At 70.2% G+C, this 12092-nt stretch carries 11 protein-coding genes; 5 read left to right on the top strand and 6 right to left on the bottom strand.

Going from position 1 to position 12092, the window contains the following annotated elements:
* Window positions 1-91 precede the first annotated feature (91 nt).
* The 3 genes from BLW84_RS32970 to BLW84_RS32960 are packed head-to-tail and all read right to left on the bottom strand — an operon-like array spanning window position 92 to window position 3544.
* A complete protein-coding gene (locus BLW84_RS32970) occupies window positions 92-994 on the bottom strand; it encodes an ABC transporter permease (protein ID WP_093273470.1) in 903 nt (300 codons plus the stop codon).
* A complete protein-coding gene (locus BLW84_RS32965; protein ID WP_177226822.1) occupies window positions 991-1944 on the bottom strand; it encodes an ABC transporter permease in 954 nt (317 codons plus the stop codon). Before BLW84_RS32965 ends, BLW84_RS32970 begins: the two co-directional genes overlap by 4 nt.
* A gap of 10 nt (window positions 1945-1954) precedes the next feature.
* Complete coding sequence (locus BLW84_RS32960; protein WP_093273465.1) at window positions 1955-3544, bottom strand: ABC transporter substrate-binding protein; 1590 nt, start codon at window positions 3542-3544, stop codon at window positions 1955-1957.
* 690 nt (window positions 3545-4234) lie between these two features.
* On the opposite strand from BLW84_RS32960, the gene BLW84_RS32955 reads away from it, so the two are divergent.
* The 3 genes from BLW84_RS32955 to BLW84_RS32945 all read left to right on the top strand — a co-directional run bounded on the left by BLW84_RS32955 (window position 4235) and on the right by BLW84_RS32945 (window position 7284).
* Entirely contained in the window at window positions 4235-4921 is a 687-nt protein-coding gene (locus tag BLW84_RS32955) for a response regulator transcription factor (protein ID WP_093273462.1), read from the top strand.
* Window positions 4918-6363, top strand: a complete 1446-nt coding sequence (locus BLW84_RS32950) for a sensor histidine kinase (protein ID WP_093273461.1) — start codon at window positions 4918-4920, stop codon at window positions 6361-6363. The genes BLW84_RS32955 and BLW84_RS32950 overlap by 4 nt, the downstream gene beginning before the upstream one ends.
* 72 nt (window positions 6364-6435) lie before the next feature.
* Window positions 6436-7284 carry an NUDIX domain-containing protein gene (locus BLW84_RS32945; protein WP_245761554.1) on the top strand — a complete coding sequence of 283 codons (849 nt, stop codon included), beginning with the start codon at window positions 6436-6438 and terminating at the stop codon, window positions 7282-7284.
* Here BLW84_RS32945 and BLW84_RS32940 read toward each other — a convergent pair whose 3' ends face one another.
* A complete protein-coding gene (locus BLW84_RS32940) occupies window positions 7285-7914 on the bottom strand; it encodes a Uma2 family endonuclease (RefSeq protein ID WP_093273457.1) in 630 nt (209 codons plus the stop codon).
* Window positions 7915-8045: 131 nt separating this feature from the next.
* On the bottom strand, window positions 8046-9011 hold the full coding sequence (gene trpS, locus BLW84_RS32935; RefSeq protein ID WP_093273454.1) for a tryptophan--tRNA ligase: 966 nt from the start codon (window positions 9009-9011) through the stop codon (window positions 8046-8048).
* Between the two features lie 209 nt (window positions 9012-9220).
* Here trpS and BLW84_RS32930 point away from each other — a divergent pair, with 209 nt between their 5' ends.
* Complete coding sequence (locus BLW84_RS32930) at window positions 9221-9532, top strand: YciI family protein (RefSeq protein WP_093273452.1); 312 nt, start codon at window positions 9221-9223, stop codon at window positions 9530-9532.
* 52 nt (window positions 9533-9584) lie between these two features.
* Here BLW84_RS32930 and BLW84_RS47870 read toward each other — a convergent pair whose 3' ends face one another.
* Window positions 9585-9746, bottom strand: a complete 162-nt coding sequence (locus BLW84_RS47870; protein WP_177226821.1) for a hypothetical protein — start codon at window positions 9744-9746, stop codon at window positions 9585-9587.
* A 314-nt stretch (window positions 9747-10060) separates the two neighbouring features.
* Here BLW84_RS47870 and typA point away from each other — a divergent pair, with 314 nt between their 5' ends.
* Window positions 10061-11980, top strand: coding sequence for a translational GTPase TypA (gene typA / locus BLW84_RS32925; protein WP_093273450.1), 1920 nt, complete (start codon window positions 10061-10063; stop codon window positions 11978-11980).
* Window positions 11981-12092: the final 112 nt, after the last annotated feature.

Genomic DNA, 12092 nt, shown 5'->3' with positions numbered 1-12092 from the left:
GGCAGGTCGAGGTCCGGGATCTCCCGCAACTTCAAGGGAAATTGGACCTTCGATTTCAATGGAAATTTCGGATCACTGGTCTGCGGTGGCATCAGCGGGCCTTCTCGATTCCCCGGTCGACGCCCGCGACCGAGCGCGCCAGGCCGTCCGCCACCAGGTTGGTGCCGATCGTCAGCACCGCGATGGCGATCACCGGCAGCGCCACCGCCCACGGCTGCACCGTCAGCGCGATCCGGTTCTCGTTGATCATCAGGCCCCAGTCGGCCGTCGGCGGTTGCAGTCCCAGGCCGAGGAAGCTCAGCCCGGCGACCAGGCCGATCGAGTAGTTCAGCCGCAGCCCGAGCTCCACCAGCACGGTGCCGGTGACGTTCGGCAGGATCTCGCCGAGCAGGATGCGAACCCGGGACAGCCCGATCGCCTCCGCCGACTTGACGAAGTCGCGCTCGGCGACCGAAAGCGTCGCCGCCCGCACCACGCGCATCACCCGCGGCAGGTGGCTGCCGCCGACGACCAGCACCAGCAACCACAGCTCCGGGCCGACGACGCTGACGAACAGCAGCGCCAGCACCACCTGCGGGAAGGCCAGCGCGATGTCGCCGAAGCGCATCAGCACCTCGTCCAGCCAGCCGCGCCGGTAGCCGGCGTACATGCCCAGCAGCGAGCCGAGCCCGACGCCGAGCAGCGTGGCCAGCACCGCCAGCACCGCCAGCGTCTGTCCACCGTGGAGGAACCGGGTGAGCACGTCGCGGCCCAGGTTGTCGGTGCCGAACCACGAGCTCGCCGTCGGATCGGAGAACGGCGTGTCCACGAACTCGGTGGCACCGTGCGGCGCGAGCAGCGGCCCGACGATCGCGGTCAGCACCACCAGGATCGACAGCGTCAAGCCGATCTTGGCGCGCGGCAGGCGCAGCGCCGCTCGCCACACGCCGACCGCGCGCGGCACGGGCGGGGCGGGAGTCGCTCGGGTTTCCTCGGTCTGCGCAGTCGTGGTCATCGCGCGGCGGACCTCACCTTCGGATTGGCGGCCAGACTCACCACATCGGCCAGCAGGTTCACGACGATGTACACGGCGGCGATGGCCAGGGTCAGCGTCTGCACCACCGGCAGGTCGCGGTTGTTCACCGCGTCCACCAGCGCGAACCCGATACCGGGGAAGCGGAATAGGAACTCGACGATGACCACGCCACCGGCCAGCCACGCCAGCTGCAGCGCGATCACCTGCGCCACCGGGCCGATCGAGTTCGGCAGCGCGTGCCGCAGGATCACGGTGCGCTCCGGGAGCCCCTTCAACCGGGCCTGCTGCACGAACTCGCTCTCGAGCACCTCGATCATGGTCGCCCGCATGATGCGCACGATGTACGGCGAAACCGCGAGCACCATCGTCAGCGTCGGCAGCACCAGCTGCGTCGGATCGCTCCAGGCCGAACCCGTGCCGGTCATGACGTACACCGCGGGCAGCAGGTTGAGCAGCCCGGTGGAGAAGACCAGCACCAGCACGATGCCGACCACGAACTCCGGCAACGAGGCCAGCACCAGGCTGACCACTGAGGTCGCGTGGTCGAACGCCTTGTCGCGGCGCAGCGCGCTGTAGGTGCCGACCAGGATGGACAGCGGCACGCTGATCACCGTGGCGCACAGCATCAGCGCCAGCGAGTTGTTCAGCCGCGAGCCCAGCAGCTCGGCCACCGGCATGCCGTTGGCGTAGGACGTGCCGAGGTCGAGCCGGAAGATGTTGCCCAGCCACGAGAAGTACTGCACCCACATCGGCTCGTCGAGGTGCAGCTGCGCGCGCAGGGCGGCCAGCCGCTCCGGAGTCGCCTCGCGGCCGAGGATGGCGCGGGCGGCGTCCCCGGGCAGTGCCTGGGTGGCGAGGAAGACCACCACCGACACGGCCCACAGGATCACCACGCCCAGCAGGATTCGCTTGACCAGCATTCGAGTCATCGGTCCGCCCTCACTTCGCCAGCCACGCGTGGCGGAAACCGTAGGAGTTCAACGGTGCGCCGCTCTTGTCCGGTTCGAGCCCGACGACCCGGACGCTGTGCGCGTCCAGCTGGTTCGGGAAGCCCCAGACGATGTATCCGCCGCTCTCCCACTCGATCTGCTGGGCGCGCGCGACGAGCTCCTTGCGGCGCGCCGGATCGGTGGTGGCCCGCGCCTGGTACACCAGATCGTTGAACTCCGGGTGGTTCCAGTGGGTCTCGTTGTACGGCGAGTCGGGGAGGCTGCCGGAACCCGCCTGGGCCAGGAAGTTCCGGGTGAACCAGTAGTCCTGCGCGAAGTCCCAGGACAGGTACATGTCGCCGAAGAACTCGCCGGAATCGACCCGGCGGATGTTGACGGTGATCCCGGCGTCGGCGGCCTGCTGGGCGAACACCTGAGCGGCCTCCACCACACCGGCCGCGACCGGCGACGTCACCAGCTCCACGGTCAGGTTCTCCCGGCCCGCCTCGCGCAGCAGCTGGCGGGCCTTGGCCACATCGCGGCCGCGTTGCGGCAACGCCGAGTTGTACAGCGGATCCGCCGGTGAGTAGATGTCGTTGCCGATCGTGCCGTGGCCGCCGAGCACCTGCTTGATCATCTGCTCGCGGTCCACGACGAGCCGGAACGCCTGCCGCACCCGGACGTCGTCGAACGGCGGCCGGTCCACCCGCATGGTGAACGGCACCCACGAGCCGGTCTGCGATTCCAGCAGCCGGAGGTTCGGGTCGGCGTCGAGCACCCGCAGCAGCCCCAGCGGCACCTGGTCGATGGCGTCGACCTGGCCGCCGAGCAGCGCGTTGATCCGGGCCGTGTCGTCCGGGAAGTCGATGATCACGACCTCGTCCACGTACGGCTCGCCGTCGCGCCAGTAGTTGCGGTTCTTGGTGAACAGGCTCTGCTGGCCGGGCTCGAAGGAGTCGTAGGCGAACGGGCCGCAGCCGACCGGCCGGTTCGGGTCGTAGCCGACCGGGACGATGCCGTTGGCGTACTCGGCGAACTGGTCGGGCAGCGTGACGTCCGGGCGGGACAGCGTCAGCCGGACGGTGCGCTGGTCCAGCGCCTGCATGGCGTTGAGGTCCAGCGAGCTCAGCCCCACGGCGCCGTTCTTCGGGTCCGCCGGGTCGGCGATCCGGCGGAGGGTGTGGATCACGTCCTCGGCGGCGAGGGTCTTGCCGTTGTGGAACTCGACGCCCTCGCGCAGCCGGATGGTCCAGGTCAGCGCCTGCGGATCGGACTCGACGGACTCGGCCAGCGCCGGCTGGATCTGGTAGTCGGAGTCGAACCTGAGCAGCGTGTCGTAGAGCTGGAAGATGCGTGCCTGGTCCGGGTGGGTCACGGTGGCGTGCGCGTCCAGGGTGTCCTTGCTGGACCCGCCGACGATGCCGACCCGCAGCCGTCCGCCGTACTGCGGCGGCCCGGACGGGATCGGGGCCTTCCGGACCGCGCCACCGGCGCACCCGCTGACGACGGCGCCCGCGCCCACTGCGCCGGCACCCACCGCGACGTACCGGAGGAAGTCGCGACGACTGGGGCCGGCGTTCGACCGTCCTCTGCTCGGCATCCGGCGGAACCTCCTGTGTCTCGCGGGGCGCGGCACCCGTCGGCGCGTACGGGCGCCGGTGATGCGGCCGCTGGGGCGGCGCTGGAGCCTCTCGACAGCGCCCCGCTGGCGTTGCGTTTCGACCTATGACTGATTGATCAGTCAATCGATCGCATCGACCTTTGCCGACGCGGTGGAGGCTGTCAAGCCGCCATGTACTGGGTCGATATGTCAAGGCCCGGGTCATCGGTGACGGTCCAAACGTTGCTGTCTCTTGCTACTTTCGCAACGCTTGATCATGTCGTTGAACCGCGCTTGGCCATGGGTTTCGCCGGTGTCGGGCAGTCCCGGAACGCGCCTCCGGGACGCTGGGGGCGACGTTTTTCGCAGGCAGTCATCCTGGCGTTAGCCGTCCGGCCGGATGGCGACCAGCATCACAATGCGCCGGGCCCGGCCCGTCACCCGGTGCGTCCGATCGCATCCGAGCGGTGATCGCGGGAACCGGTCTTTCCAGCCATTCCGGCCGATTTGGCTTCCGCGATCGGTTCGTTTTGTCGGCTTCGGCGTGCAGTCGGCCGCGACCGCTCGGGAGACCGGCAGCGGCGCCCGGAGTCGGTCCGAGGCTGAGATCCACCTGAGAAAGAAGCTCGCAGCTGAGAACGGACTGAGATTTCCCTGCCGCCGCGGCCGGCGGATCGGCATGCTTGGGCCATGGTGCCGCGGGTGTTGGTGGTGGACGACGAGCCGGGAGTTCGTGCCGCGCTGCGCCGCGGGCTTTCCGCCGAGGGCATGGACGTGACCGTCGCGGCCGACGGCATCGATGCCCTCCGCCTGGGCCTGACCGGTGCCTTCGACGTCGTCGTGCTGGACGTGATGCTGCCCGGGCTGTCCGGTTACCGGGTGCTGGAGCGGATGCGCGCCGACGACGTGACCACCCCGGTGCTGTTGATCTCCGCGAAGAACGGCGAGGTCGACCAGGCCGACGGGCTCGATCTCGGCGCGGACGGTTACCTGGTCAAACCCTTCTCCTTCCTGGTGCTGGTCGCGCAGGTGCGCGCGTTGCTGCGGCGGCGCGAAACCGCCGGGCGGCAGGTGAGCCTGCGGGTCGGCGATCTGGAGATCGACCGCGCCGCCCGCGAGGTGCGCTGGGCGGGCGAGTCGATCGCCCTGTCGCCGAGGGAGTACGGCCTGCTGGTCGCGCTGGCCAGCCACCCGGAGGCCGTGGTGCCCAAGGACGACCTGCTGCGCATGGTCTGGGGCGAGGAGCAGTTCGTCACCCGCAACGTCGTCGAGGTCTACGTCGGTTACCTGCGCCGCAAGCTCGCCGCGGCCGGCGCCGGGGAGCTGGTGCAGACCGTGCGCGGCCAGGGCTACCGGGTCTGCGCCGAGCCCGCATGATGCTGCGCCTGCGCAGGTGGTGGCACCGCCGCACCATCCAGTTCCGCACCAGCGTGGTGGCCGCCGTCGTGGCTGTGATCGGGCTCGGCGTGGTCGCGCACGTGAGCACCGGTGTCGTCAGCTGGCTGCTGATGGACTCGGTCGACGCCGACCTGCAGCGCACCGCCACCGCGACCGCGAACCGGCTCGCCGCCGGCGCCTCGCCTACCGCCGTCGGCGCTCCCGACATCCGGGTGCTGGACACCTCGGGCATGCCGCTGGACGGACTGCCCGAGTCGGGCCTGCAGGGCTGGCAGATCGACGAGCTGCGCGCCGGCGACGGCGTGATCGACTTCGAGCCGCCTGCCGAACTGCACCGGTGGCGCGGCGTCGTCGTCCCCGATCCGGCCGGCCGTCCGCTGCTCGTCGCGACAGGGGCGCGACTGGTCGGGTTCACCGACACCGCGGGCAAGACCGGCCGACTGCTCGGCTTCGGCTCGATCTTCGCCGCCGCGCTCGTCGGGCTCGCCACCTGGCTCGTGGTGCGCCGCTCGCTGCGCCCGGTCGAACGGATGCGGATCGCCGCCGCCGGGCTCCCCGAGGGTGAGCGGCTGCCGGTGCCCGAGGCCGTCGACGAGATCCGCGCCCTCGCCGAGGAGCTCAACACGATGCTCGCCCGCCGCGACGCCGACACGGAACGGCTGCGGCGGTTCACCGGCGACGCCGCGCACGAGCTGCGCAACCCGGTCGCGTCGATCCGAGCTCAGGCCGAGGTCGCCGTGATGCACCCGGACCCGGAGCTGGCCCATGAGACCCTGCAGGACATCGCGCACGAGGCGCAGCGCCTGTCGGTGCTGGTGGAGAGCCTGCTCTCGTTGGCGAGGGCCGAGCGCGGCGCGGTCGCCCCGGGACAGCCGGTCGACATCGGCACGGCGGTGCGGGCCGCCGCCAACCGGCTAGAGCTGCCGGGCTCGCCCGGCCTCGGGCCGCGGATCGAGGTCGAGGTCCCGGCCCGGCCGGTGCTGGTCCTCGCCGATCCGGCGGAGCTGTCGACGGTGCTCGACAACATCGTCGGCAACGCGCTGCGCTACACGCGCACCTTGGTGCGGGTCTCCGTTTTCGCTGATGGCATGGGCTCCTCCGGGGTGGGCTGGGTGCGGTTGGTGGTGGACGACGACGGCCCCGGGATCCCGGTCGAGCACCGCGAGCGGGTGTTCGACCGGTTCCACCGGGTCGAATCGGACCGGGCGCGCAGCACTGGCGGAGCCGGGCTCGGCCTCGCCCTCGCGGCCGAGGCGGTGCGCCGTCGCGGCGGAACGGTCCGCGCCGCGGAGTCGCCGGACGGCGGCGCTCGCGTCGTGGCGCGCTGGCCGCGGTACGCGGCCGACAGCTGGGCGGACGCCCCGCGCGACGGTGCCGATCGGGGAGACCTGGATACCGCTGCGAAGCGGTCGAGCCCGTAGTGCTCCGGGACTGCACGGCCTCCGGCCAGGCGGTGGTGGTTGACCCGACCGGGTGGGGCAAGATGTCTGCACGTGTCGGTTTTGCGGAGCACGGGACTGATCGAGGCGCCGGTGGCCACGGTGGGGGCCGCCCTGCGGCACACCCGGACCGCCGAGGTCGGCCTCGCGGCCCTGGGCGTCAGCGGCCGCGCCGCCACCCGTCCGGCCGCGTTGCTCGTGCCCGGCGATGAGATCGTCTTCCACACCAAGATCGCCCGCCTTCCCGTCGATCTGACCACTCGAGTCGTGCGCGCCGATGCCGACGCGATGAGTTCCGTGCTGATCTCCGGCCCGCTGCCGGAGTTGCGCCACGAGACGGTGCTCGCCGAGGTCGGCCCCCGGACGCTGCTCACCGACTCGGTGCACTGGACGACGCCGTTCGGCCCGCTGGGGCGGCTCGTCGACGTCGCCGTCGTGCGCCGGTTCGTGCTGGACGTGCTGGCCACGCGCATCGCCGCCGTACGGGAGCTCGCCGAATCCTGGGCGACCCGGCCGATCGTCGTCGGCACCGCAATCGTCCACAAGGGACGATTGCTGGCGCAGCAGCGCAGCTACCCCGCCCCGGACGCGGGCCGCTGGGAGCTGCCCGGCGGCCGGGTCGAGCCGGGCGAGGACGAATCCGCCGCGGTCGTCCGGGAATGCCAGGAAGAGCTCGCCGTCGAAGTCCGCCCGACCGGCCGCGTCGGCACGGACGTCCCGCTCAGCAACGGCATGCTCCTGCGCATCCACGCGGCCGAACTCGCCGACCCGACGGCGACCCCGAAAGCCGTGGAGCACAGCGAAGTCCGCTGGGTGGAGGCGGACGAACTGGCCGCGCTCGACTGGCTCGACGCCGACCGGGTCCTCGTCCACTCCCTCCGAAACCTGCTGACCGGAACCTAGTCAGGGCTCCAGCAGCTCGGCTGGGTCGAACGACAGCGGGAACGGCAGCTCCGTTTCGAAGATCTCGACTTCGGACCCTCTGGCCTGTGGTCGGTACTTGCCGTCCTGCAGCCGCAGCAGTTCAACATTCACACGGCCGTCCGAGTAATTCACTTCAACACGCATGAAGTAGGGGATGCCGACCTCGGCGCACCTGGCGGGCTTGTTGACGCGGTCGTTCTCCTTGCTTGAAGGCGACACGCATTCGCCGGCGAGCAGCACGTCCTCGTGAGGGATCCAGACACGCCCCTGGCCGGACTGCTTCAGCACGACGAAGTCCGGTTCGATCCACTTCTTCACGTCGAGCAGGACGTTGACCGTCAGGTAGAAGCGGTTCCCGCTCTTGGCTGCTGTGGGCTCCAGGTATTTCCCCAGTGTCCACACGGCGAACATGTTGGCCGTTCCCTCGCGCGGGCTCATGATCAGCTTCCCGTCCAGGCACTCGTACTTGACCGGGGGCATTCCCGGGATCGGTAGGTACCTTTCGGCGAGCTCGGGCGTCCACAGGCCGTCCAGGTCGACGAGCGGGTCGAACGATGGTGCAGCCACGGCGGCGCTCCTCTCGACCAAGAAAGCGGTGTTGCCTTCCATCACAGTACCCATGGGTCCAGGCTGCCGATACTGATCGGCTGTTCGCCAGGTGATCCACTCGAACTGGTGAACGAATGCGCAGGTGGCACGGGTGCCCGCGGCCAGGTCGCGGGCACCCGTGCTCTGGCGGGTCAGCGCAGGCCGGTCACGCGCAACGCGGCCTGCAGCCGCGGCTGCGCCCGCTCGCTCGCCCGCTTCGCCCCGTGCGCTCGGATGCGGTCCAGCTCCGCCGCGTCGTCCAGCAGCTCCCGGGCGCGTTCGCGCACCGGTCGCAGCTCCTCGATCACGGCGTCGGCCACCGCCTCCTTGAGCTCCGCGTAGGTGCTCGCCGATTCCGTTGCGGTGTAAGGGCTCGTGTCGTTGCAGGCGGCGAGGATCTCCAGGAGGTTCGCCACCCCGGGCCGGCCGTCCGGGTCGTACCGCACCTCGTCGAGGCCGTCGGTGACCGCGCGGCGGAACTTGCGGCGGATCGCGTCGGGCTCGTCGAGCACGAAGACGACGCCGGGGGACTGCTGGTTGGACTTCTCCATCTTGCGCGCCGGGTCGGCGAGGTCCCGGATCCGCGCCGCAGTCTTGGGCACCACGGCCTCCGGGACGGCGAACACGTCGCCGTAGTTGGCGTTGAACCGGCGGGCGAGCGTGCGCGCCAGCTCGACGTGCTGGTCCTGGTCGCTGCCGACCGGCACCTCGGTGGCGCCCTGCAGCAGGATGTCGGCGGCCATCAGCACCGGGTAGGTCAGCAGGCCCACCCGCGCCGACTCCTGCCCGGCGCCCCGCTCCTTGAACTGGACCATCCGGGCGGCTTCGCCGTAGGAGCAGGTGCATTCCAGGATCCAGTTCAGCGTCCCCAGCTCGCCGGCCAGATCCGACTGCACGAACAGCGAATCCGGGTCGATGCCCGCCGCGAGCAGCACCGCGAACTGCTCGCGGGTGAGCGCGCGCAGCCGCTGCGGCCGGTGCGACGTGGTCATGGCGTGCAGGTCGGAGACGAAGAACAGGTCCGCGGGTTCGCGCTCGGCGGCCCACCGCCGCACGGCGCCGAGGTAGTTGCCCAGCTGGACGTGGCCGGACGGGGTGATCCCGGACAAGCGGGTCATTGGTCTCTCCTGTGGTCCTGGGCCGCTGCCACCGGGATCGACCTCGCACCGCTCGGCCGCCCGGAGGGGCGGCCGATGGTCTGCGTGTCAGTGCACGACGATGCTGGGCCGCCCTCGGACGGCCCACCACATGTTCAACATTGCGCGCACGCCGCAATGTTACCGCTTGGTGATCGGCAGCGGTCAAGTGGAAGGGCTACCGTGAAAGAATGTTTGTAGTGCTGCTGCAATACACCGCGCCAGAATCGGATATCGACGGCCAACTGGTAGATCACTACGAATGGGTAACCCAGCATTACGATGCCGGTGACTTCATCGCCGCCGGCCACCGCCACCCGCGCAGTGGCGGGGTGATCATCGCCAGGGCGATGTCCCGCGGCAGGCTCGACGCGATCCTCGCGACGGACCCGTTCGCGCTGCACAAACTGGTTCGCTACGAGGTCATCGAGTTCACTGCGCTGCGGACGATCCCCGAGTTGGCGAAGTACGCCGACCCGCTGTCCACGACCGCCCACAAGTAGCCCCGGGACCACCTCGCAACCGCGGCGGGTGCCGCGGCCAGATCAATTCGCGCTATTTCTTCTTTGCCGCTTTCTTGACCTTCTTTTGCGCTTTCTTGACCTCTGCGGCCTTGGTCTCGCGCAGCAGGTCGCGCAGTACCACGATTGGGCAGCTCTTGCACGGCGGTCGCGACCGACAGCATTTCTTCTTGACCTTGATGGTGCCTTTGCCCACGGTTTGTTCTTTCGGTGCCGAGACAGGGATGGGCACAGGCTAGGCGAACCTAACCTCGGATTGCGAACTTGATGTTGGGAACCGGTCCCGGGTGTTGCGCTGAGCACGCGACGCCCGGTCCCGCATGAGGTTGCACTACCCTGGGACGAGCCGCGCGTCGACGTGCGCGCCTCCGCCCTGGGGTGGTGGCGCCCGATCAGCTCCGCAGCTGCGGCGCAGTGGAGCCGCGGCACGGTGCCTTGCGGATCGTCCCGCACCCGGACCAAGTCGACGAACCCCGCCGCGCCCATCTGCGCCGATCCAGGAGTACCCGCGTGTCCGCCACCAGCGTCGCCGCCCCCATTCGCAGTGATCTGCGCAACGTCGCCATCGTTGCCCACGTCGACCACGGCAAGACCACCCTGGTTGATGCCATGCTGCGGCAGTCCGGCGCCTTCTCCGAGCGCGCCGAGCTCGTCGACCGCGTGATGGACTCCAACGACCTGGAGCGCGAGAAGGGCATCACGATCCTCGCGAAGAACACCGCGGTCCGCCGGGAGACCGACGCCGGCCCGGTGACCATCAACGTGGTGGACACCCCCGGCCACGCCGACTTCGGCGGCGAGGTCGAGCGCGCCCTGTCGATGGTGGACGGGGTGCTGCTGCTGGTGGACGCCAGCGAGGGCCCGCTGCCGCAGACCCGGTTCGTGCTGCGCAAGACGCTGGCCGCCGGGCTGCCGGTGGTCTTGGTCGTGAACAAGGTCGACCGCCCGGACGCCCGCTGCGCCGAGGTCGTCGAGGAGGCCCACGACCTGCTGCTGGAACTGGCCAGCGAGCTCGACGGCGAGGTCGAGCTCGACATGGAGGCGATCCTGGACCTGCCGGTCGTGTACGCCTCCGCGCGCGCCGGCCGGGCGTCGCTGGCCCAGCCGGTGGACGGCGAGCTGCCCGACGAGGAAGACCTCACCGCGCTGTTCGAGGTGCTGCTCAAGCACGTGCCCGCGCCGATCGCGGACGCCGAGTCCCCGTTGCGCGCGTTGGTGACGAACCTCGACGCGTCCTCCTTCCTCGGCCGGATCGCGCTGTGCCGGATCCACTCCGGCACCTTGCGCAAGGGCCAGACCGTCGGCTGGTGTCGCGCCGACGGCACCGTCGAGAAGGTCCGGCTGACCGAGCTGCTGATCACCGAGAACCTCGACCGGGTGCCGTGCAACGAGGCGTCCGCGGGCGACCTGGTCGCCATCGCCGGTATCCCGGACATCACCATCGGCGACACCCTCGCCGACCCCGACGCCCCGGCGCCGCTACCCCGGATCACCGTCGACGACCCGGCGATCTCGATGACCATCGGCGTCAACACCTCGCCGCTGACCGGCCGCAACGGCGGCACCAAGGTCACCGCGCGGCAGGTCAAGAACCGGCTGGACGCCGAGCTGATCGGCAACGTCAGCATGAAGGTGCTGCCCACCGAGCGGCCGGACGCCTGGGAGGTGCAGGGCCGCGGCGAGCTGGCGCTGGCGATCCTGGTGGAGACCATGCGCCGGGAGGGCTTCGAGCTCACCGTCGGCAAGCCGCAGGTGGTCACCCGGACCATCGACGGCCAGCTGTGCGAGCCGTTCGAGCGGCTGACCATCGACTCCCCCGAGGAGCACCTCGGCGCGGTCACCCAGCTGCTGGCCGGGCGCAAGGGCCGGATGGAGACCATGGACGGGCACGGCACCGGCCGCATCAAGCTGGAGTACGTGGTCCCGGCCCGCGGCCTGATCGGGTTCCGCACCGAGTTCCTCACCGAGACCCGCGGCACCGGCATCGCCAACCACGTCTTCGAGGGCTACTTCCCGTGGGTGGGCGAGCTGCGCACCCGGCACACCGGCTCGCTGGTGGCCGACCGGGCGGGCTCGGCGACCACCTACGCGCTGATCCAGCTGGCCGACCGCGGCAGCTTCTTCGTGGAGCCGGGCAACGAGGTCTACGAGGGCATGGTGGTCGGGGAGAACCCGCGCGCCGAGGACCTCGACGTGAACATCACCAAGGAGAAGAAGCTCACCAACATGCGGTCCTCCACCGCGGACGAGCTGGAGCGGCTGGCCAAGCCGCGCACGCTCGCGCTGGAGGAGGCGCTGGAGTTCTGCTCCGGTGACGAGTGCGTCGAGGTCGGCCCGTCGGCGATCCGGGTGCGCAAGATGGTCCTGGACAGCACGACCCGCGCCCGCGAGCGCTCCCGCGCCAAGGCCCGCGACAACGGCGTCAACTGAGGTCAGAGTGTTCCTAGCTCGTTTTGCGTGGCGGTGCGGGTGGCGGAACCTCAGGAGTCTTCTCGCTGTGGGATCCCCGACATCATGAATGACCAATTCACCACGTCGGGGC

Origin of the sequence: Saccharopolyspora shandongensis (assembly GCF_900106995.1) — a bacterium.
GTDB classification, from domain to species: Bacteria; Actinomycetota; Actinomycetes; order Mycobacteriales; family Pseudonocardiaceae; genus Saccharopolyspora; species Saccharopolyspora shandongensis.
Note: the sequence above shows the minus strand (reverse complement) of the source record. Positions and strands in the feature narration are given on the sequence as shown.

Coding starts and splice junctions, on each gene's coding strand:
- BLW84_RS32970 (WP_093273470.1), bottom strand. CDS start 994: ATGACCACGACTGCGCAGACCGAGGAAACCCGAGCGACTCCCGCCCCG.
- BLW84_RS32965 (WP_177226822.1), bottom strand. CDS start 1,944: ATGACTCGAATGCTGGTCAAGCGAATCCTGCTGGGCGTGGTGATCCTG.
- BLW84_RS32960 (WP_093273465.1), bottom strand. CDS start 3,544: ATGCCGAGCAGAGGACGGTCGAACGCCGGCCCCAGTCGTCGCGACTTC.
- BLW84_RS32955 (WP_093273462.1), top strand. CDS start 4,235: ATGGTGCCGCGGGTGTTGGTGGTGGACGACGAGCCGGGAGTTCGTGCC.
- BLW84_RS32950 (WP_093273461.1), top strand. CDS start 4,918: ATGATGCTGCGCCTGCGCAGGTGGTGGCACCGCCGCACCATCCAGTTC.
- BLW84_RS32940 (WP_093273457.1), bottom strand. CDS start 7,914: ATGGAAGGCAACACCGCTTTCTTGGTCGAGAGGAGCGCCGCCGTGGCT.
- trpS (WP_093273454.1), bottom strand. CDS start 9,011: ATGACCCGCTTGTCCGGGATCACCCCGTCCGGCCACGTCCAGCTGGGC.
- BLW84_RS32930 (WP_093273452.1), top strand. CDS start 9,221: ATGTTTGTAGTGCTGCTGCAATACACCGCGCCAGAATCGGATATCGAC.